We start from the raw sequence: 21,455 nt of genomic DNA on the forward strand, positions 1-21,455 counted from the left end.
TTTAAAGCGCCTGCGGAAACTTTTTTATTCCCCACCCCGGCCGCCGTTTCCGGCGGGCTCTTCGAAGAAGAAGATGCTCACGCCGGTTCGGACGGGCTCACCGGATACACTTTCAGTCTCTTGACCGGATATATCCCGATCATGGGGACCAAGCCACTTGTCCAGTTCTTCCAGAAGAGACTGGGACCGTTCGGCTGCGTGCCTGCGCCAGCGCTCCATCACTTCCGGAGGGATATTGTTGTAGGTCAGGGTTCGCTGGAACAGCGGTGGCTGCCCGGACTCGTCACTGACCAGATTGTGATCAATGGTTGCGATGAGATCCGATACGTCCTCACCGAAAATCTGCAGCATTTCCTCGCTGTCTCCGGCCGGGACAAAGGCCCTTTGCTGCAGGACCAGGCGGCCCGATTCCCCCTCCACGGAGACCACCCCCACCCGAAGCAGTTCATCCAGCACGGAACGGGGCGGCATGTCGCCGCTGTAGCGTTTGACCAGCTCGCTGAAGCTTGCAGGCCCGTCGAAAGCCAGCATTGCAGGCTCTCCGTCCTTGGCCTGAAACACCGCATCGTGGACCCAGCCCGATACCACACGGGACGCCCGGTTGGTATGAAGCACGTCGCGGCTCCCAGCATCCTCCCCTGCCAGGATCTCCCGCTGGCGTTTGACTTCCTTGCGGGTCAGCCCGGTCATGACTGCAGCCCGTGAGTCCGTGGGCTTTCTCCGGTCGTCGGTGAAGTCCTCCAGGGCGGCTTCCACGTAGGCACGTTTAACCAGCTCGGAGAACTCACCGAAAGGAATACCATTGCGCAACAGCAACCTCGCCAGAGGGCGCAGAATGCGAAACAGCGCTTGATGCAGGGGGTTGGGCTTTTTCATGTTTGGGATTGTATTCCCATAGCGACTTCGAAAGCCAGAATGCGGGCCGACAACACCCCGGCCCGCTCCGGCGGTTCACTGATCAATCATCGCTGTCACTGTCGTCATTGCTGTCGTCGACCTCGACATTCTCGGTCAGCTCATACAAGCCACCACTGGTCTGGCGGTACCCGATTTCCACTTCATCACCAACCTGTGCGCCGGACAGGCTGTAGCCATTGCGAAGCACCTCAAGATTCATGATGGTGATGGAATCGGCTCCGATGGCACTCACCCGTGCCTCGAGCTCAAAATCGTCATCGTCGTCGTCATCTTCGCGTTCAATGCTGATGGCCTCGAGGAATCCGCCGTCACTGCTCTGTTGGCGACCTTCAATTTCGAGATAGTCTCCCACCTGCAGGCTCTGGATGTCCTGGACGCGACTGCGACGGTCATCTTCGTCATCGTCGTCGTCATCAATCAGGGTATTGCCGGTCAGCTGGACCTGGACGCCACTGACGACCATGGTTTCATTGGTCAGATCAAGAGACTCGATGCGACCATCCAGCTCGGCATCGGAATCCCGGCCTTCGATCTCTTCAGCCACCAGGACGCCATTGCGGAAATCCCCTTCCACTTTCACAAACAGGCCGTCTGCAAGGCTGCTTTCGCGGAGATCGTCGAACTCGGTGCCACCATCAATCTGGACGCGCACCCCATTCACCGAGAACTGTCCGCTAGCAGCGTCATAGTCATAAATGCTTCCGGAGATTTCGACATCGTCATCATCGTCGAAGAGGTCGTCCTCATCATCGATCTCCTCGGCCATGATGGTGTTGCCGTCCAGGTAGCCTTCCACTTCCACCACGATTCCGTTTGCCAGATCGTCCAGGGAGAAGCCGTCATCGCCGACAGCGCTGGTGTAATCAACCAGGAAACCGTTGATGGTGAAGGTCTGGGCGCTTGTGTCCAGATCGGCAACAACGCCTTCAATTTCTACTTCGTTGTTGTCATCGAATTCCAGGCCAATGGCCCGGGCACCCACAAAGCTTGCCCGGAAGCTGCCATCCTCAAGGCGCCAGGCGCTGACCCTTACACGATAGCCCTGGGGATTGTCGGTAAGGGCCGTTGGTGTTGCGCCGCGGAAGACGGTTTTGCCATCCAGGGCAATACTCTGGCCAAGCATGGTCAGAGTTCCGGTGCGGGTAACCTCATCCCAACTCATGCCGGAAATCGGCCCGCGCAGGGTATCGTCATAACTGACTTTGTCCGCCCGCCCCTGACCACTGTCATCCCAATCGCCCTCAACTTTGAGGATCATGCCCTTTTCGAGCTGATCCTCGCGTTCCAGGCCATCGTCGCTGCTAACGCGGCCGTTGGTCTCAAAGCGGGTACCGTTCACGTAAACACTGCCGAAACCGGATACCGCCCCGACACTGGTCCCCGATGAAGCATCACTTGTTGAGGCGTCTCCAGAGCCACCGCCTCCGCAAGCGGCGAGCGCGCCAGCAAGAGCGCCGGTCATGGCCAGTTTCACTGCAATTGCTAAAGGTTTGCGATTCATCGTTCTTCTCCAGGCTTGTTGTTGCGTCCCCGGGCGACCACGTCTTAGCGCCCGGCAATAAATTGGGAATTTTTTCCCATATATTTATTTGGGAATTTAATCCCATTATTTTTGGCTGTCCAGTTTTTGATCATGAAAATTTTGTGAACTTTATGGAGCAAAAAACGTAAATCTTTGAACGTTAAACCAAAACAGGTTCATTACGATGTTGGGATTTTTGAAAGGCGATCCGAAGAAAAAACTGCAGAAACAATACGAGGCGAAGCTCGCCAAGGCACTGGATGCCCAGCGCAATGGCGATCTGAGAACTCACGGAACCCTCATGGAGGAGGCCGAGAAAATCTACGCCGAGATACAACGGCTTTCTTCACAGGAAAAATAACAGCAGCATAGAAGTCCACCAGGTTCTACAATTTGTCATCAAAAGCGCAACTGGCAAATTGGCATAACCATGAAAGTTCTCCCGGGTGTCTTTACAGGGTTCCTGTTAACGTTTGCAGCCCTGATGTTTTTCGCCCAGTCCGCTTCGGCTGAGCAGCGCGAGCAGCTCAGGTTCTGCGAAGATCCCTGGGCCCCCTACACACTGGGAGAGATTGACTCTGTGCCCGAAGGCGGTATTGCCGTCGAGTTATTTAAGGAACTCGGAGAAAGGCTGGACGTCGATTTCCAGCTGAAGCTGTTACCGTGGAAACGCTGTCTGTTGTGGGCAGAAACCGGCGACTACGACGGCGTCATGCTGCTGACCCGGAACGATGAACGGGCAGCCTACCTGACATTTACCGACTCCGTTCATGAAGATAAAAACCTGGTCTGGCATCAGGCAGACAGGCGTTTCGGTCACAGCTTTGAAAGCTTTGCCGACTTCAAGGGTGTTCGTATCGGTGTAACAGCCGGGTTCAACTACGGTGAAAGGTTCAACCAAGCCGTTGATGAATTCGATCTTGTGGTTGAAGAAGCGCCGAACATATTGAGCAACCTCCGGCGCCTCGACCTGGGACGTATAGACGTATTCCTGGTTAACAAACCTGCAGCCGAATTTTCGATGGTTGAATTCCCCGATTTGCGACAGCGGCTTACTTACGCAGATGGCCCTTTCGAAGCCCTACCGTTTTATATAGGGCTGTCCAAGGCATCACCCGTGATCTTCGAGCTGGAACGTTTCAACCAGGCCATCGCCCACATGCGCGATGAAGGCACCCTCGAAAGGATTTTCAGCGCTCAGCCAGTGCCCTGATCCGGAGACAGCTGGGCCAGCCGCTGTTCCAGGCGCGCGACCTTCCTGCGCATGGTTTCAACTTCATCCAGCAGTTCCAGCGACATGGCCAGCCCCGGCAGATTCATTTTCAGATCCCTTTGCAGTCTCCGGGCCTTGCGCAGCCGGCTGAGGGCCGCAATGTCGAACTGCCAGTGAACGGTCTCGGGCAAATCTTCCAACGGGGCGATGATGCCGAAATTGACCAGTTTGATAACGAACTCTGCGTGGCACTCGCCACGTTCGCAGATTTCACGCAGGGTGAAGGTGCTGCCACTCTGGTCAAGTACCTCTACCGTCAGCACATGATCTTTATTGCTCATACCTTACTCCCGCTCACACGTGAAGCTTGCTGCGTGGATTGAATTGCTTCTCGGCCTCGGCCAGCTGCTCGTAGAGCTTTTCGGCCTCAGGGCTGTGTTTCTCGGGCATGGCAATCTGCAGGATGACAATCTGATCGCCCGGGTGCTTGCCCGGGAAACCCTTACCCTTGAGGCGCAGCTTCCGTCCACTGGTGGAGCCCTTCGGCACCTTCACATTCACCTTTGAGCCAATCGTTGGCACGGTCACCGTTGCCCCCAGAGCGGCCTCCCAGGGGGCGATCGGAACCGTGACCAATACGTCCCGGCCCTCCACCGTGAAATGCGGATGGGGTGCCAGCTCCACTTCAATGAACAGATCGCCTGGTTCTCCGCCACCAACGCCCGGCGCCCCCTGGCCTTTGAGGCGAATATGCTGGCCCTCGCGCATGCCTGCGGGAATCTTCACTTTCAGGGTCTTTTGCCGCGGCATCACCCGGCCATGCTCATCGGCCTCATGTACCGCAAAAGAAACCTGCTTTTCACAGCCGTGAAACGCTTCTTCGAGGAACAGGGCGAGCCTCGCATGCACATCCTCACCGCGCATTCTCATGTTCTGGCGGAAACCGCCACCACCGTAGCCCCCGGAGAAACCGCCCTGCCGGCCACCTCCGAATATCTCCTCGAAGAAGTCGCTGAACTGGCGCGCGTCGGCATCGGTATAACCTCCGCCACCGAAACCGGCACCGCTTTGCCAACCCGGAGGCGGCTCGAAAGAACCATCCGCCCTGGCGCCGTATTTACGCAGCTGGTCGTACTCCGCGCGCTTCTCGGGATCTTTCAGTACCTCGTAGGCTTCACCCACTTCCTTGAATTTGGTGTCGGCGTCCTCTTCCTTACTGACATCCGGATGGTATTTCCGTGCCAGCTTTCGGTAGGCTTTTTTTATCTCCTCGGCAGAGGCAGACTCACTCACACCGAGTACGGCGTAATAGTCTTTGAAGTCCATCAGGATCCTCACCACTGGTTATTCTGCTGGGCGTATGCCCGCTTACTAACCACTATATTTGATGAGATTGGGGAAATTACAAGGGGAAGGTCGTTCGTACTTGAGGTGGGTCAGGCATTTGGGGCGGAGATCCGCCCCAAATGAATAACAGAACTTACTTAACTTTCGGATCCAGCTCACCGGAGGCGTAACGCTCGAACATGCGCTCAAGGTTCACCGGCTTGATCTTGCTGGCGTTGCCGGCACAACCGAAGGCTTCGTAGCGTGCGATGCACACGTCGGTCATGGCCTTCATGGTTTCCTTGAGGAATTTGCGCGGGTCGAACTCGGCCGGGTTTTCAGCCAGGAAGCGACGGACAGCACCAGTGCTGGCGAGACGCAGGTCGGTATCGATGTTGACCTTACGCACGCCGTGCTTGATGCCCTCTACGATTTCTTCGACCGGTACACCGTAGGTTTCCGGAATCTCGCCACCGTATTCGTTGATGATCTTCAGCCACTCCTGGGGTACGGAGCTGGAGCCGTGCATAACCAGGTGGGTGTCCGGGATGCGGGCGTGGATGGCTTTGATCTGGTCGATGGCCAGGATGTCGCCTGTGGGCGGACGGGTAAACTTGTAGGCGCCGTGGCTGGTGCCGATGGCGATGGCCAGGGCATCAACGTGGGTTTTCTTGACGAAGTCCGCCGCTTCTTCCGGGTCGGTCAGCATCTGGCTGTGATCCAGGGTACCTTCCGCACCGATGCCGTCTTCTTCACCGGCCTGGCCGGTTTCGAGAGAACCCAGGCAACCCAGCTCGCCTTCTACGGAGACACCGCAGGCGTGGGCCATTTCAACGGTGCGACGGGTAACGTCGACGTTGTATTCGTAGTCGGTGGGGGTTTTACCGTCTTCACCGAGGGAACCGTCCATCATCACGGAGCTGAAGCCCAGCTGGATGGAGCGCTGGCACACGGAGGGGCTGGTGCCGTGGTCCTGGTGCATGACCACCGGGATGTGCGGGAATTCCTCAATGGCCGCCAGGATCAGATGGCGCAGAAATGGCGCACCGGCGTACTTACGGGCACCGGCGGAAGCCTGGACAATCACCGGCGAGTCGGTTCTGTCGGCGGCTTCCATGATGGCGCGCATCTGTTCCAGGTTGTTGACGTTAAAGGCTGGCACACCGTAACCATGCTCGGCGGCGTGATCCAGCATTTGCCGCATCGAAATCAGGGCCATGGGTCGTCTCCTTCATTTGGACTTTGGGGATAGTTGGATTCTTTCAGTAACTCGTTACGCGCCGCGTTCTTCCAGCACCGCTACTGCCGGAAGCGTCTTTCCTTCTACGAATTCCAGGAACGCGCCACCACCGGTGGAGATATACGAGATTTTGTCAGCAACGCCGTACTTGTCAACGGCGGCGACGGTATCACCACCGCCGGCGAGGGAGAAGGCGTCACTTTCGGCAATTGCTTCGGCCAGCGCTTTAGTGCCATTGCCGAACTGATCGAATTCGAAAACGCCAACCGGGCCGTTCCAGAGGATGGTTTTGGCGTTTTTCAGCAGTTCAGCGAATTCGCCCGCGGTCTCAGGGCCCACATCGAGAATCATGTCGTCCTCGGTGACGTCGGAGATGTTCTTGACCGTTGCGGTGGCGGTTTCGGCGAACTCGCTGGCAACAACCACGTCTACCGGCAGCGGGATTTCAACGCGACTGGCGATCTCTTTGGCGGTGTCGATCAGGTCGTGTTCGCATAGCGATTTGCCGACCGGGTGACCGGCCGCGGCCAGGAAGGTGTTGGCGATGCCGCCGCCCACGATGATGGAGTCACACACTTTCTCAAGGGCGTTGAGCACGTCCAGTTTGGTAGAAACCTTGGAGCCGCCAACGATGGCAACCACCGGTTTGGCCGGGTTGTCCAGGGCTTTACCAAGAGCTTCAAGCTCGGCCGCCAGCAGCGGGCCAGCACAGGCCTCGGGGGCGAATCTGGCCACGCCGTGGGTGGAGGCCTGGGCGCGGTGCGCCGTGCCGAAGGCGTCCATGACGTAGACGTCGCACAGGGCCGCGTACTTCTTCGCGAGGTCTTCGTTGTCTTTCTTTTCGCCTTTGTTGAAGCGCACGTTCTCGAACAGGACGACTTCGCCATCAGCGACTTCAACGCCGTCCAGGTAGTCCTTGATCAAGCGAACTTCCTGGCCGAGGACTTTGGTCAGGTGATCAGCAACGGGCTTCATGGAGGAGGCTTCGTCGTAAACGCCTTCTTCCGGACGGCCCAGATGGGACATCAGCATGACTTTGGCGCCCGCGTCTTTAGCCGCCTTGATGGTGGGCAGTGACGCGCGAATGCGCGCATCACTGGAGACTTTGCCGTCCTTGACCGGCACGTTCAAATCTTCGCGGATCAGCACTCGCTTACCGGCGAGGTTAAGGTCGGTCATTCTCTTGATGGCCATAACGTTCGTCCCTTCAACAAAATTTCAGATTAAGAATGTTTGGTTAACCAGCTTTTGCTGACATCGAGCATCCGGTTCGCGAACCCCCACTCATTATCGAACCAACACAGCACTTTCACCATGGTGCCCCCGGTGACCCGGGTCTGGCCGCCATCCACCACGCCGGAATGGGCGTCGTGGTTGAAGTCGGAGCTGGCCAGTAGTTCGTCGGTATAGCCGAGTATGCTCTTTAACGGACCGTTGGCGGCCTCTTCTAACAGGTTGTTCACCGCTGCCACGTCGGTGGCTTTGCCCACATTCACCACCATGTCGATGGCGGAGACATTCATGGTCGGCACCCGCATGGCGACCGAACTGAACTTGCCTTCCATGCTCGGCAGCAACCGCTCAATACCTTTCGCAAGACCGGTTTCCACCGGAACAATGTTGTGCAGGGCGCTGCGGGTTCGTCGCAAATCCTGGTGGTGGTAGGCATCGATAACCGGCTGGTCATTCATGGCCGCGTGAATCGTGGTGGTACTGCCCTGCTGCACGCCAAAGGCGTCGTCCAGCACCTTGATCACAGGCACCAGGCAGTTGGTGGTGCAGGAGGCGGCTGCAACGATCACGTCTTCCGGTGTGAGATCAGCGTGGTTGACCCCGTAGACAACGGTGCGGTCCACATCGGACTCGGCCGGCTGCGAGAAGAGCAGGCGTCTGGCCCCGGAATCGATGTGCTTCTCGGCCGTAGCACGATCCGAGAAGGCGCCGGAACATTCCAGCACCAGATCGACATCAAGCAGGCGCCAGGGCAGCTCTGCCGGGTCAGCGTGACTCAATACGCGGATGGCATCGCCATTGACCATCAGGTCCTGACCCGAAACCGAAATGTCACCCTGGAAACGCCCGTGGGTGGAATCGTATCGGGTCAGGTGGGCAATGGTGTCGATATCCGACAACTCGTTGATCGCGACCACCTGAAGGTGGTCGCGGAAGCCGTTTTCATAAAGCGCACGCAACACGCACTGGCCGATTCGGCCGTACCCGTTGATGGCGACACGAAAAGGCGCAGAGTCCGTCATCAGGCGTCCAGAAGCTCAGCAGCCACTTCCAGGACATTGTCGACGGTAAAGCCGAATTCCTTGAACAGCTCACCGGCCGGCGCGGACTCACCGAAGGTGGTCATGCCGATGATGCGACCGTCCAGGCCAACGTACTTGTACCAGTAATCGGCAATGCCGGCTTCAATGGCGATGCGGTTGGTCACATCCAGCGGCAGGACCTGCTGCTTGTACTCGGCGCTCTGGGCATCGAACACGTCCGTGGACGGCATGGAAACCACGCGCACGTTCTTGCCCTGATCACGAAGCTGGCCAGCCGCATCCTGCGCCAGGCCGACTTCGGAGCCGGTGGCAATCAGGATCAGGTCCGGCGTGCCTTCGCTGTCTGACAGGATATACGCGCCCTTGGCTACGTCCGCCAACTGTTGGGCATCGCGCGGCTGTGCCGGCAGCCCCTGACGGGAGAAGACCATCGCGGTCGGGCCATCGGTGCGCTCAAGAGCTGCTTTCCAGGCCACTGCAGATTCAACAGTATCCGCCGGACGCCACATGCTCATGTTGGGCGTGGTACGCAAGCTCGCCATCTGCTCGATCGGCTGGTGTGTCGGGCCGTCTTCGCCCAGGCCGATGGAGTCGTGGGTGAACACGAAGATGGAACGCTGCTTCATCAGCGCAGCCATGCGCACGGCGTTGCGGCAATATTCCATGAAGATCAGGAAGGTTGCGCCGTAGGGTACGAAACCACCGTGCAGGGCAATCCCGTTCATGATGGCGGCCATGCCGAATTCACGAACGCCGTAGTAGATGTAGTTACCGCTGGCATCTTCCTTGGTCAGCCCCTTGGAGCCAGACCAGATGGTCAGGTTGGAGCCGGCCAGGTCGGCAGAGCCGCCCATCAGTTCCGGCAGCAGCGGGCCGTAGGCGTTCAGAGTGTTCTGGGAAGCCTTGCGGGAAGCCACAGTCTCGGCCTTGTCCTGGCACTCCTGGATGTATGCCTGGGCCTTCTCGGCAAAGTCGGCAGGCAGGTCGCCAGCCATGCGGCGCTTGAACTCAGCCGCCAGTTCCGGCTCCGCCTTTTCGTAGGCGGCAAAATTCTGCTCCCACTCGGACTGGGCAGCGGCACCTTTTTCACGGGCATTCCAGGCACTGGCAATGTCGGCCGGGATTTCGAACGGGCCATGCTGCCAGCCCAACTGCTCGCGGGTCAGGGTGATTTCGTCGTCACCCAGGGGGGCACCGTGACAGCTTTCCTTGCCCTGTTTGTTCGGGGAACCGAAGCCGATGATGGTCTTGCAGCAGATCAGCGTGGGCTGCTCGGTGTTGGCGCGAGCGGCTTCGATTGCGGCGCGAATGGCGTCGGCGTCGTGGCCGTCGACTGCGGGAATCACCTGCCAGCCGTATGACTCGAAACGCTGCGGGGTGTTATCAGTAAACCAGCCGTCAACTTCGCCATCGATGGAGATGCCGTTGTCGTCGTAGAAGAACACAAGCTTGCCGAGGCCCAGGGTGCCTGACAGGGAAGCCACTTCGTGGGAGATACCTTCCATGAGGCAGCCGTCGCCGAGGAACGCATAGGTGTAGTGATCAACAATCTCGTGGCCCGGACGGTTGAACTGCGCTGCCAGGGACTTCTCGGCAATGGCGAAACCAACGGCGTTGGCAATGCCCTGGCCGAGGGGGCCGGTGGTCGTTTCAATGCCCGGGGTGTAGCCATATTCGGGATGGCCCGGGGTCTTGGAGTGCAGCTGACGGAAATTCTTGATGTCGTCGATGGAAACGTCGTAACCGCTCAGGTGCAGCAGGGAATACTGCAGCATGGAGCCGTGACCGTTGGACAGCACGAAGCGGTCCCGGTTGGCCCACTGAGGGTTGGCCGGGTTGTGGCTCAGGTAATCGTTCCACAGTACCTCGGCGATATCCGCCATACCCATGGGCGCACCCGGGTGGCCGGACTTGGCTTTCTGAACCGCATCCATGCTCAGCGCGCGAATGGCGTTGGCGAGATCTTTACGAGACGGCATTGACGTTTCTCCAGTGTTTTGCAGGAAAAGAATTCGTAGTGATTAAAGGGCGATCAAAATGAGGCGCGTATTTTCGCCGATTAGTGTGTGCCGGGGCAAATCGGCATGTGCCTGTTTCACGATTGTTTGCCTGTGGATTTCCGAAAGGTCTGATTTCAAAGAACGATAAACCTATATCAAAATTTTTTGATATGCCTATTGATTGACCACCCGAAGCCCCCTACACTTCGTTTCCATGACATCCATGAACACACACGCCGACAACCTGTCCTCCGTGGACGCATTGGCCCCGATCTTCAAAGCAGGCGGGGATCCGTTGCGCCTGGAGATTCTGCGTGTGTTGAGACGGGATACGTTCGGAGTTCTGGAGCTCAGCCAGTTGTTTGATATGCGCCAGTCCGGCATGAGTCACCACCTGAAGGTAATGAACAAGGCTGGTCTGCTTGAGCCCCAGCGTGAAGGCAATGCAATTTTCTATCGTCGCCCGCTGCACCTGGACAGCGACAAGCCAACCGACCAGACCATCCGACAGATATTTGAAGCGGTAGACCGGGTGCCACTGCCACCACATCTGCAGGAGCGCATTGAGGCCATCCGCACACAGCGCGCAGACCAGTCCCAGGCTTTCTTCGCCCGGCATGCGGAGCAGTTCCGCGAGCAGCAGGAACTGATCGCCGCTTTTGATCTTTACGCAGAGCCGGTCGCGGAAATGATCCGCAAACGGTCCCGCAAACATCAATGGCAGGCCGCACTGGAAATCGGCCCCGGCGAAGGTGCCTTCCTGCCGGTTCTGGCAGAGCTTTGTGGGCATGTGGTTGCCCTGGATAACAGCCGGGACATGCTGGCCAAGGCCACCCGCACCTGCATTGACGAACGGCTGAACAACATCGACCTGATAGAAGGTGTTACCGACACCCTGCTGGCCAGGGGCGACGCCTTCGACCTGGTCGTTGCGAATATGGTTCTGCATCACGTGCCCAGCCCCGCTGACATCTTCCTCGATGCCGCGGCGTTGATGAACAACGGTGGCTGCTTCGTAATCAGCGACCTCTGTAGTCACGACCAGGACTGGGCAAAAGCAAACTGCGGTGATCTCTGGCTCGGGTTTGAGCCGGAAGAGCTTACCACCTGGGCCGCGGACGCCGGCCTGGTTGCCGGAGAACAGCTGTTTATCGGCTTGCGGAACGGGTTCCAGATCCAGGTTCGGGAATTCTGGAAACACAGCGGTCAGATTTGACGACCTGGATCGCAATATCAACAAATTTTGATATACGGATACGTAGTTTTACGTATCCTCACACAGACCAACAAACCGGATACCGGAAAGCGCTTTAAGAAAACCGCTTACCGGCCTGAATTTGAATCGCTCACAGAGGAGCATGCGCTATGGCTGACTACAACATCTTCACTTCCGAATCGGTCTCTGAAGGCCATCCGGACAAACTGGCAGACCAGATCTCTGATGCCGTGCTGGATGCCATCCTGACCGACGATCCCCATGCCCGCGTTGCCTGCGAGACCATGGTAAAAACCGGTGTGGCCATCGTTGGCGGTGAGATCACCACCAGCGCCTGGGTGGATCTGGAAGACCTGGTGCGCGGTGTCATCAAGGACATCGGCTACACCTCCTCGAAAGTGGGCTACGACGGCGACACCTGCGGCATCATCAACATTATCGGCAAGCAGTCCGTCGATATCGCCCAAGGCGTTGATCGCAAGAAGCCTGAAGACCAGGGTGCCGGCGATCAGGGCCTGATGTTCGGCTATGCCAGCAACGAAACCGACGTACTCATGCCGGCGCCGATCACTTTCTCTCACCGTCTGGTGCAGCGCCAGGCCGAGGCCCGCAAGAGCGGCCTGCTGCCGTGGCTGCGCCCGGACGCCAAGAGCCAGGTGACCTGCCGCTACGAAAACGGCCGGGTTGCCGGTATCGACGCCGTGGTTCTGTCCACCCAGCACGATGAAGACGTGACCCAGGAAGACCTGAAAGAAGCGGTGATGGAACTGATCGTCAAGCACGCCTTGCCGCCCGAGCTGCTGCACAAGGACACCCAGTTCCACATCAACCCGACCGGCAAGTTCGTGATCGGTGGCCCCGTTGGTGACTGTGGCCTGACCGGCCGCAAGATCATCGTCGACACCTACGGCGGTATGGCGCGCCACGGTGGTGGTGCGTTCTCCGGTAAGGATCCGTCCAAGGTTGACCGCTCTGCCGCTTACGCCGGCCGTTACGTAGCCAAGAACATCGTCGCCGCCGGCCTGGCCGACAAGTGCGAGATCCAGGTGTCCTACGCCATCGGCGTAGCCCAACCGACGTCGATCTCCCTGAACACCTTCGGAACCGGCAAGATCAGCGACGACAAGATCATTGAACTGGTGCGCCAGAACTTCGATCTGCGCCCGTATGCGATTACCAACATGCTTGACCTGCTGCATCCGATGTATCGGGCAACAGCCGCCTACGGCCACTTCGGTCGCGACCCCTATGAAATGACGGTTGGCGGCAAAACCTTTACCGCCTTCCCGTGGGAGAAGACCGATCGCGCCGCGGCCCTGAAGGATGCTGCTGGTATCTAAACCGATTTCGGGCGTATGTCATCAGGCATACGCCCAAGCCAAACTGATTGAACTGACAGGAGAACACCATGAGCACTCCCGCAGAAAAGCTGAACAGCTTTGACGACTACAAAGTTCGCGATATTTCCCTGGCCGGCTGGGGCCGCAAGGAAATCAACATCGCTGAAGGCGAAATGCCGGCCCTGATGAAGCTCCGCGAGAAATACAAAGCCGAGCAGCCGCTGAAAGGCGCCAATGTGATGGGCTGTATCCACATGACCATCCAGACCGCCGTGTTGATCGAGACGCTGATTGAACTGGGTGCGAACGTGCGCTGGTCCTCGTGCAACATCTTCTCCACCCAGGACCAGGCCGCGGCCGCCATCGCCGCGCAGGGCATTCCCGTGTTTGCCTGGAAGGGCGAAACCGACGAAGAGTACGACTGGTGCCTGGAGCGTACGGTCGGAGCCGATGTAGACGGCTGGGAACCGAACATGATTCTGGACGACGGCGGCGATCTGACCGCCCTGCTCCATGAGAAGTACCCGGAAATCCTGGCTAACTGCCACGGCGTGACCGAAGAAACCACCACCGGTGTGCATCGTCTGCAGGAAATGCTGCGCGAGGGCACTCTGAAGGTGCCGGCCATCAACGTGAACGACGCGGTCACCAAGGCCAAGAACGACAACAAATACGGTTGTCGCCACAGCCTGAATGACGCCATCAAGCGCGCTACCGACCACCTGATGGCAGGCAAGAAAGCCCTGGTGATTGGCTATGGTGATGTAGGCAAGGGCTCTGCTGCTTCCCTGCGCCAGGAAGGCATGATTGTAAAAGTGACCGAGGCCGACCCCATCTGTGCCATGCAAGCCTGCATGGACGGATTCGAAGTTGTGTCTCCGTACATTGACGGCGTGAACACCGGTACCGAGTCTGCCGTGAACCGCGACCTGCTGCAGAACACCGATCTGCTGGTCACCACCACCGGCAACATGAACGTGTGCGACGCGCACATGCTCAAAGCCCTGAAAAGCGGTGCTGTGGTGTGCAACATCGGTCACTTCGACAACGAGATCGATACCGCCTACATGCGCAAGAACTGGGAATGGGACGAGGTGAAGCCGCAGGTGCACGTGGTGTACCGCGACAAGGCCACCAACGACCACCTGATCCTGCTGTCCGAAGGCCGCCTGGTGAATCTGGGCAACGCCACCGGTCACCCGTCACGGATCATGGATGGCTCCTTTGCCAACCAGGTTCTGGCCCAGATGTACCTGTTCGAGCGCAAGTTCGCCGATCTGCCGGAAGATGCCCGCGAGAAAGGCGTATACGTTCAGGTTCTGCCCAAGCACCTGGATGAGGAAGTGGCTCGGGCCATGGTGGAAGGCTTTGGTGGTGTTATCACCAAGATGACGCCGGAGCAGGCCAAATACATTGGTGTACCGGTCGAAGGCCCGTACAAGCCAGAAAGCTACAAGTACTGATCGGGTAAACAGATGCAATCCCAGAAACAGTTCAAGCGCCGTTTCAGCTTTGAGTTTTTCCCGCCCAAGACCGACCAGGGCAAGGAAAAGCTGCAGAACGTGCGCAACCAGCTGGCCGAGGTGAACCCGGACTTTTTCTCGGTTACCTTCGGCGCCGGTGGTTCCACCCGGGACCGTACCATCGAGACCGTGCTCAACCTGCATAGCCAGGGCATTTCCACGGCACCTCACCTTTCCTGCGTCGGGGGCACCCGCCAGGAAATCGGGGAGCTGCTGGATCTGTACCGGGAGCACGGAATCAACCGGATTGTCGCCCTGCGGGGCGACATGCCCTCGGGTATGGGAGCCGCCGGTGAGCTGCGCTATGCCAACGAGCTGGTGGAGTTTATCCGCGAGCACAGCGGCGATACCTTTAACCTGGAAGTAGCCGCGTACCCTGAGTTTCATCCTCAGGCCCGCAACGCCGAAGAAGATCTGAAGAACTTTGCCCGCAAGGTTCAGGCCGGTGCGAACAGCGCCATCACCCAGTACTTCTTTAATGCAGACAGCTACTTCTACTTCATCGACCGGCTGGAGAAAATGGGCGTTACCATTCCGGTGGTACCGGGCATCATGCCCATCGTCAATTTCTCCAACCTGGTTCGTTTCTCCGACATGTGCGGCGCGGAAATTCCTCGCTGGATTCGCAAACAGCTCGAAGCCTACGGCGACGACAGCGATTCCATCCGCAAGTTCGGTGAGGAAGTGGTTACTGAGATGTGCGAGAAGCTCCTGGCAGCAGGCGCGCCGGGCTTGCATTTCTACACCCTGAATCAGGTAGAGCCCAGCATCAGCATCTGGAAGAATCTGGGCATCAGTGAGCGGGAGAAGATTGCGTTTTAAGGCACCGTGCTATCCGCTCTCCCAACAAAAAAGGGGCAGATGAACACTTTCATCTGCCCCTTTTTTATTCCCCTCTCCGGCGGGACCTACCCGCCAAGCATTTGATTTCCTGTGTACATCTGCGTAATAGTCTAAAGTGTATGTGATGCAGTTCCATCAACGCTCCCCGGAGATCGCCGTCAACAGCAGTGATTGGTCCGGCTTGCCTTACCGGGCAAATGGAGCCTCATAAGAAAGAAAAGGAGAATGTATGAGCACGAAGTGGCTGAAGACCGTAAGCGCCAGCCTGGCACTGACCGTTGCCGCAGGAACCGTGAGCGCAGAAACCCTGCGCGTCGTCACTGACCCGAGTTTCGTTCCGTTTGAAATGATGGACCAGGAAACCGGTGAGATGATCGGTTTCGATATGGAGATCATCCGCGAGGTAGCCGACCGTGCAGGTTTCGAAATTGACCTCAACACCATGGACTTCAACGGCATCATCCCCGCCCTGCAAACCGGCAACGTCGACATTGCCATTGCCGGCATCACGATTACTGAAGAGCGTGAAGAAATCGTCGATTTCTCCGACCCGTACTACGACTCGGGTCTGCGAATCCTCGTTCGCGAGGGTAATGACGACGTTAGCGAATTCGACGACCTCGAAGGCAAGAAAATCGGCACCAAGATTGGTAGCACCAGTTATGACTACCTGGTCAAGAACCTTGACGCCGATGACGGTGTAACCCCCTACCCGGGCAGCTCTGATATGTACATGGCGCTGATGTCCCGTGCCATTGACGCAGTGTTCTACGATGCGCCAAACGTTGGCTACTTTGCCCGCACCAAAGGTGAAGGCAAGGTGACAACCGTCGGCCCGCTGTACGAAGGCCAGCAGTATGGTATCGCCCTCAAGAGTGGCAGTGAGTGGGTTGATGATGTAAACGAAGCCCTTGCCGCAATGAAGGAAGATGGTACTTACAAAACCATCTACGAAAAATGGTTTGGCCCCATGCCCGAGGGCATGTAAGGGCTCCCGGACCCCAGAGGTCTGATTCCCTTTGCCGGGGCTTCACTGCCCCGGCACTTCGTGACTCCAAAACTCTGCGGAGACTCTCACTGTGGAATTCCAGTTTCAGTTCGACTGGCAGGCAGCCATCGACTCTATCCCTTTTCTGATAAAAGGGATCCCCTACACCCTGCTGATTTCCTTCGGCGGTCTTCTGATCGGTTTTGCTCTGGGCATTTTCTTTGGCCTGCTGAGCATCAACAAGAAGTGGTTCCTGCGGTGGCCGGCAACCGCCTACATCGAAATCTTTCGTGGCACTCCGATCCTGGTTCAGGTCCTCTTTATTTTCTACGGCCTGCCCGACCTGATTGGCGGTCCCATTGATCCCTTGACGGCCGGCATCGCGGCCATCGCTTTGAACTCCGGCGCCTACATATCCGAGGTAGTCCGCGGTGGTGTTCAGTCCATCGATAAAGGCCAGACCGAGGCCGGCCTCTCTCTGGGGTTATCCCGTACCCAGACCTTCTGGTCTGTCGTGTGGCCTCAGGCGTTCCGCCGGATGATTCCGCCGCTGGGCAACCAGGCTATCGTCAGCATCAAGGACACCTCTCTGTTCTCGGTGATTGGCGTGGGCGAACTGGTACGCCAGGGCCAGATCTATATTGCCAACACCTTTACCGCGTTTGAGGTGTATTTTGTGGTCGCGATCCTATACCTGGCCATTACCCTGTCCCTGTCCATCATTCTCCGCTTCGTTGAGCGGCGCGGACTGGCTTCTGTCTGAAGGAACGTTACCCATGACTCAGATTGTGAAAATGAAGGGCATGAACAAGTACTTCGGGAAACTGCATGTCCTTAAAGATATTGACCTTACCGTTGAACAGGGCGAAGTGGTGGTTATTATCGGGGCCAGCGGCTCCGGCAAATCCACCCTGATTCGCTGCGTGAACGGACTTGAAGAGTATGAATCCGGAACACTGGAAGTGGACGGCCAGCAGCTCGCGCCCAAGAGCGGCAATCCGAAAGCTCTGGCTGAAATCCGCAAGGAAGTGGGGATGGTATTCCAGCAGTTCAATCTCTTCCCTCACCTCACGGTGAAGAGAAACATTATGCTGGCGCCCAAGAAGGTCAAAGAGACTCCCGAAACCGTCGCCAACGCCACCGCAGAGCGTTTGCTGAACCGGGTAGGCATCGGCAACCAGGCCGACAAGTACCCCAGTCAGCTTTCCGGCGGACAGCAACAGCGGGTCGCAATCGCCCGGGCGCTGGCGATGGAACCTCGCCTGATGCTGTTCGATGAACCCACCTCAGCACTCGATCCGGAAATGATCGGTGAAGTGCTGGATGTTATGCGGGAGCTGGCCAAAGAAGGCATGACCATGATGGTCGTCACCCACGAAATGGGCTTCGCCCGTGAAGTGGCCGATCGCGTGATCTACATCCACGAAGGTGCGATTGTGGAACAGGGCAAACCGGACGATGTGTTCGATAACCCGCAGAACGAACGCACCCAGGCGTTTCTTTCGCGGGTTCTTGCGCACTGAAGCAACCACTCAATCAGCCCCCGCTTCGGGGGCTTTTTCTTGAACGTGTCCCGTCTCGCAACGGAATTTCAGGCAATGCTATCCAGCTGGGCCTGTAATTGATGATCAACCCGACGTACCTCCCTCACGAGATTCACGCCCATACTCACTCCGGCCACGCCCATCAAATCAGTCGGAATCGCTCTTCTCTGCGTTTCGGAGAACCAGGTCAGCACATCTACCAGATGCCAGAGCGCACTCGCGCCCTCATGGACCGGCAACGGGAAACTGGCCAGATGAGTTTGAATGAGTTTACGCATGTTCTGGCGTGAGAAGTTCAACAAGCTGGCCATATCGGAAATACCAACAAGGTCCGGGCCTGCCTCCACCCAAGCTTCAATCAAAACCGTATAGCGAAAGCCCGTGGTCACGATCACAAAGATGAACAACAAGCTCAGAATGATACCCCCGGCCACCACATACGCTGCGAAGATTCGCCATTCCTCACTCACGGTTGCGCGCCTCGTAGCTCAGCTGTGTAAGAGAAAAGGGGTTGTTTACAGCAGGCGATTCTTCACTCAACAATAACCATAATAATGGCCGAAACTGTAAATATCATTGCGCAGGCAAAAGTAGAGGTGACAGGAATAAGCGCCCAAAGCTTTAAATGCCTTGGCGTCGCCCCATCCTCTTCACCCATTCGCGATGCAACTTTGCTACCGATCACAGGGAGATTCCTATAGGTGAAAAAGGACCAGACGTTCATGGCGCGAATCCACCTTCCCCAGGGACCATCGCCCCACAGAGTTTTTGTCATATCCAGGTAGGCGCCGGGCTCGGCAATCTTGGCCTCTACCACGCGTATCCTCGAAAACGCTACTGTCACTGTAAACAGAATTCCCAGTAAGCCGCCTATCATGGAGGCAATCCCCAAGAACGCTGAAATAACTGTGAGTTTCTCAATCAACAACAATTACCTCACGAATACTGGTAGCCATAATGGCTCCACGTTTCCTTTCGAGATTCCTCTAACGAATTGCCCCACCCGGTGCCTCATTTCACAGATTGAATCACCAAATTGGTGACCAAGGTGGTAATGACGGCCAGATACATGAGAAGCATTGGCGTTATAACCCAGGCTTGCCAACTTCGCGGCAAGGACACGGCCGGATCGCCTAGTAAAGATGCGCGTTGCTGGAAAAACGGAAAGGGAATCGCTCGGAAGATCAGATAAGCAAATACATTACTGCTTCTCATCAGTCGCCCAATGATCTTTCCTTGCCAAATGTACCTAGCTGCTGAAATACCCCCTCTTTCAGTCGCCACCCGAGCTTCAATCAAAACCGTATAGCGAAAACCGAGCGTGAGGATAACGAGTAAGGGCATAAGTCCAATAAAAAGACTCAGATAACCAATATGCGTCAACGTATAAATCATTTCGGTGTTTTCTTATTCAAGCTGCATAAATACACCCGCCAGCAGAACAACCACGAGCGTTCCATACATCGACAACACAGGCACCAGACACCACGCTTGCCAAAGCCTCGGCAGCGGAACGTCAGGGTTACCCAGCATGAATGCACGCTTGTGGCAGAAGCGAGACGAACAATTACGGAAAACAAGGAAGGCAAAGATATGACTGCATCTGACGAGGCGGCCAACAAGCGCTTCTGACCAAATCTGGCTGATAGTGGAGAGACTGCCAGAACGTGTCGAGACTCGTTGTTCTATTTTTTTTGCATAGTGAAAGCCCTTGGTCACAGTCACAACGATGAACATCAGGCTCAGCAGAATGCCCCCAGCCACGACATACGCTGCGAAGATTCGCAATTCCTCACTCACGGTTGCGCACCTCGTATATCATTTCTCCCGCAGCTGCGCCCATATCCCCGATTGTTTTTCCACCGATAGCGCTGCCGATGCCCGCCGCTATTATTCCGCAAGCTACTCCGCCCACCCCAGCAGTGCCGATGCCTACAGCCACGCAGAGTAACGGAGCTGCAAAGGCTCCCGCTGTGCCACCCGCAGCTGAGCCAGCAAATCGCAAAGACTCGGTTAGCCCAACTCGCTCGCACTCATTCGCTCGCCCAGTCGAGCACGCCTCGTAAATCTTATAACCAGCCAGCCCGGCATCCAGCGCCACAACCAATCGTCCGCCATGCTCCACAAACCGTGCAGCGCCAGCAGCTTTCGAATAGTGGGCTCCATAGCCCGGAATCGGCCCGACACCCGCTTCTTTCCAATGGTGAACAGTGCCTTTGGTTGAAAGCCCGAGGGCCTTCTTCAACTTGGAGTTGTCATCGAGCGAGAGACCCTTTCGCGCCATCTTTCCCAGGGCGAAATCCAATTTGGTGAATAGCGCCCGGCGTTGCTCGTAAAATTCCGGCACATTCAGCCTGCCGTATTTTCTGAAGGTATTCTGATACAGCGCCTCAATTTCCTTCAGTGTTGCATTGATGCTTTTGATCTGTTGGCCAATCATCGCCGCGCCGGCACCCATGCCAGTCGCAGCATTCGCCGTCATCAGCTCCAGAAGGTCATAGTGATCGACGATGAACTGGGCCTCCTGCTCGCTCAGTTGCCGCACTTGCTGATTGACCTGTGCAGCCACTGCCATCAGATCGTTTTCTTTGACCGTGCATTCCATACTTTCAGGGTCTGCAATAACGATCATTTCACCAGGTAAAACTCGGTTACCTAGCGCTGGATTCAGACGCTCAAAATTGTCAGGTTTCGCAGACGCATCACCATAAAGTTGAGACAACAGTTCGTTGCGGCTCATTGGTTCGCGAACGACATGGAATCCGGGCTCACTCAGATCCCGATTGTCGCTGGCGTCAGGATGAGTTGAATTTACTGTGCTGATCGTACTGAGCTCAGTCGCGGATGGTGAGTTGGTCGGAGAATTAGGGGGTTCAGCCCGGCCTGTGGAGCTCGCCCTCTCTGGTGTTGCCTGCACAGACTCCGCGGCTGTTGTTAAAGTTACTGCTGCTCTTGGCGTGACGGGGGATACGCCCGAAAATGGCGCAGGCGTGTGAGTATCACCAATCACCACACTGCCAGAACCAATAGTCACACCACCGCACGCAATCGCCCCGCCGGTCACCGCCGCCGGTTTGCCGTTGATCATGACGGTGGACGACCCACCGGTGATGGTGCGCGGATGAGGTGGATGCTTGGGTTTGGAATGAGGTGCCAGCGGGTCGCCTACCCGGGCAACTGGCTTGCCATCAATCAACACATCGGGGGAACCGGCAATCACCGGCGTGGGCGGGAAACCTTCGTGATCGGAGCCGAGGTCTCCGAGCAGAACAATCGCTTTACTCATGTCACGTCCTTTGTGTTTTTGCCGGGCCATCCTGGCCCGTTGCGGGTAAAACGGCAGTTTATACTGAAGCGCTCTTCCAGCCAAACCCATCGATCTCACAGTGTGACGGAATCAAGAGCGAGGAAACGTCAGGCAATACCGTGTCAGCTCAACCTGAAATCCGGGTGGCCGATATCCGCTGTTAACTGTAATATCCGCACAGGTTAACAGCGACAACCCA

The 21,455-nt window shown here is 57.0% G+C and carries 22 protein-coding genes; 9 read left to right on the forward strand and 13 right to left on the reverse strand.

Going from position 1 to position 21,455, the window contains the following annotated elements:
- Window positions 1-24: 24 nt before the first annotated feature.
- Window positions 25-876 carry a DUF6502 family protein gene (locus HP15_RS14395; RefSeq protein WP_014578156.1) on the reverse strand — a complete coding sequence of 284 codons (852 nt, stop codon included), beginning with the start codon at window positions 874-876 and terminating at the stop codon, window positions 25-27.
- 82 nt (window positions 877-958) lie between these two features.
- Complete coding sequence (locus HP15_RS14400; RefSeq protein WP_014578157.1) at window positions 959-2,419, reverse strand: DUF5666 domain-containing protein; 1,461 nt, start codon at window positions 2,417-2,419, stop codon at window positions 959-961.
- Window positions 2,420-2,624: 205 nt separating this feature from the next.
- Here HP15_RS14400 and HP15_RS22390 point away from each other — a divergent pair, with 205 nt between their 5' ends.
- Complete coding sequence (locus HP15_RS22390) at window positions 2,625-2,801, forward strand: DUF6435 family protein (RefSeq protein ID WP_014578158.1); 177 nt, start codon at window positions 2,625-2,627, stop codon at window positions 2,799-2,801.
- A gap of 69 nt (window positions 2,802-2,870) precedes the next feature.
- The gene (locus HP15_RS14405) at window positions 2,871-3,653 is read left to right on the forward strand and encodes a substrate-binding periplasmic protein (RefSeq protein ID WP_014578159.1); all 783 of its coding nucleotides are present in this window, start codon (window positions 2,871-2,873) and stop codon (window positions 3,651-3,653) included.
- On the opposite strand, the gene HP15_RS14410 is transcribed toward HP15_RS14405, so the two are convergent.
- The 6 genes from HP15_RS14410 to tkt form a co-directional block, all read right to left on the reverse strand.
- A complete protein-coding gene (locus HP15_RS14410) occupies window positions 3,638-3,994 on the reverse strand; it encodes a chaperone modulator CbpM (RefSeq protein ID WP_014578160.1) in 357 nt (118 codons plus the stop codon). The two genes, HP15_RS14405 and HP15_RS14410, sit on opposite strands and share 16 nt — an antisense overlap.
- 13 nt (window positions 3,995-4,007) lie before the next feature.
- Complete coding sequence (locus HP15_RS14415) at window positions 4,008-4,979, reverse strand: DnaJ C-terminal domain-containing protein (protein ID WP_041645533.1); 972 nt, start codon at window positions 4,977-4,979, stop codon at window positions 4,008-4,010.
- A gap of 154 nt (window positions 4,980-5,133) precedes the next feature.
- Complete coding sequence (gene fba, locus HP15_RS14420; protein ID WP_014578162.1) at window positions 5,134-6,198, reverse strand: class II fructose-bisphosphate aldolase; 1,065 nt, start codon at window positions 6,196-6,198, stop codon at window positions 5,134-5,136.
- A gap of 54 nt (window positions 6,199-6,252) precedes the next feature.
- Window positions 6,253-7,413: a phosphoglycerate kinase gene (locus HP15_RS14425; RefSeq protein WP_014578163.1), complete on the reverse strand. Its 1,161-nt coding sequence runs from the start codon at window positions 7,411-7,413 to the stop codon at window positions 6,253-6,255.
- 29 nt (window positions 7,414-7,442) lie between these two features.
- Window positions 7,443-8,474 (reverse strand): type I glyceraldehyde-3-phosphate dehydrogenase, encoded by a 1,032-nt coding sequence (gene gap, locus HP15_RS14430; protein WP_014578164.1) that lies wholly within the window; start codon window positions 8,472-8,474, stop codon window positions 7,443-7,445.
- On the reverse strand, window positions 8,474-10,474 hold the full coding sequence (gene tkt, locus HP15_RS14435; protein WP_014578165.1) for a transketolase: 2,001 nt from the start codon (window positions 10,472-10,474) through the stop codon (window positions 8,474-8,476). The genes gap and tkt overlap by 1 nt, the downstream gene beginning before the upstream one ends.
- A 244-nt stretch (window positions 10,475-10,718) precedes the next feature.
- On the opposite strand from tkt, the gene HP15_RS14440 reads away from it, so the two are divergent.
- The 7 genes from HP15_RS14440 to HP15_RS14470 all read left to right on the forward strand — a co-directional run bounded on the left by HP15_RS14440 (window position 10,719) and on the right by HP15_RS14470 (window position 17,928).
- Window positions 10,719-11,711 (forward strand): ArsR/SmtB family transcription factor, encoded by a 993-nt coding sequence (locus tag HP15_RS14440; RefSeq protein WP_227499645.1) that lies wholly within the window; start codon window positions 10,719-10,721, stop codon window positions 11,709-11,711.
- Between the two features lie 149 nt (window positions 11,712-11,860).
- Window positions 11,861-13,051 (forward strand): methionine adenosyltransferase, encoded by a 1,191-nt coding sequence (metK, locus tag HP15_RS14445; RefSeq protein WP_008175302.1) that lies wholly within the window; start codon window positions 11,861-11,863, stop codon window positions 13,049-13,051.
- Between the two features lie 68 nt (window positions 13,052-13,119).
- Complete coding sequence (gene ahcY, locus HP15_RS14450; protein WP_008175303.1) at window positions 13,120-14,514, forward strand: adenosylhomocysteinase; 1,395 nt, start codon at window positions 13,120-13,122, stop codon at window positions 14,512-14,514.
- Window positions 14,515-14,526: 12 nt separating this feature from the next.
- Window positions 14,527-15,396 (forward strand): methylenetetrahydrofolate reductase [NAD(P)H], encoded by an 870-nt coding sequence (gene metF / locus HP15_RS14455; RefSeq protein ID WP_014578167.1) that lies wholly within the window; start codon window positions 14,527-14,529, stop codon window positions 15,394-15,396.
- A gap of 250 nt (window positions 15,397-15,646) precedes the next feature.
- Window positions 15,647-16,405: a transporter substrate-binding domain-containing protein gene (locus HP15_RS14460; RefSeq protein ID WP_008175305.1), complete on the forward strand. Its 759-nt coding sequence runs from the start codon at window positions 15,647-15,649 to the stop codon at window positions 16,403-16,405.
- A gap of 91 nt (window positions 16,406-16,496) precedes the next feature.
- Window positions 16,497-17,168, forward strand: a complete 672-nt coding sequence (locus tag HP15_RS14465; protein ID WP_014578168.1) for an amino acid ABC transporter permease — start codon at window positions 16,497-16,499, stop codon at window positions 17,166-17,168.
- 13 nt (window positions 17,169-17,181) lie between these two features.
- The gene (locus HP15_RS14470) at window positions 17,182-17,928 is read left to right on the forward strand and encodes an amino acid ABC transporter ATP-binding protein (RefSeq protein WP_014578169.1); all 747 of its coding nucleotides are present in this window, start codon (window positions 17,182-17,184) and stop codon (window positions 17,926-17,928) included.
- 68 nt (window positions 17,929-17,996) lie between these two features.
- Here HP15_RS14470 and HP15_RS14475 read toward each other — a convergent pair whose 3' ends face one another.
- The 5 genes from HP15_RS14475 to HP15_RS14495 all read right to left on the reverse strand — a co-directional run bounded on the left by HP15_RS14475 (window position 17,997) and on the right by HP15_RS14495 (window position 21,265).
- A complete protein-coding gene (locus HP15_RS14475) occupies window positions 17,997-18,419 on the reverse strand; it encodes a hypothetical protein (protein WP_014578170.1) in 423 nt (140 codons plus the stop codon).
- A 62-nt stretch (window positions 18,420-18,481) separates the two neighbouring features.
- Window positions 18,482-18,874, reverse strand: coding sequence for a hypothetical protein (locus tag HP15_RS14480; protein ID WP_169702169.1), 393 nt, complete (start codon window positions 18,872-18,874; stop codon window positions 18,482-18,484).
- Window positions 18,875-18,960: 86 nt separating this feature from the next.
- Window positions 18,961-19,344: a hypothetical protein gene (locus HP15_RS14485; RefSeq protein WP_041645538.1), complete on the reverse strand. Its 384-nt coding sequence runs from the start codon at window positions 19,342-19,344 to the stop codon at window positions 18,961-18,963.
- Window positions 19,345-19,356: 12 nt separating this feature from the next.
- On the reverse strand, window positions 19,357-19,749 hold the full coding sequence (locus HP15_RS14490; RefSeq protein ID WP_041645540.1) for a hypothetical protein: 393 nt from the start codon (window positions 19,747-19,749) through the stop codon (window positions 19,357-19,359).
- On the reverse strand, window positions 19,742-21,265 hold the full coding sequence (locus HP15_RS14495; RefSeq protein WP_227499646.1) for a type VI secretion system PAAR protein: 1,524 nt from the start codon (window positions 21,263-21,265) through the stop codon (window positions 19,742-19,744). Before HP15_RS14495 ends, HP15_RS14490 begins: the two co-directional genes overlap by 8 nt.
- Window positions 21,266-21,455 lie beyond the last annotated feature (190 nt).

Source organism: Marinobacter adhaerens HP15 (assembly GCF_000166295.1).
Classification (GTDB): domain Bacteria; phylum Pseudomonadota; class Gammaproteobacteria; order Pseudomonadales; family Oleiphilaceae; genus Marinobacter; species Marinobacter adhaerens.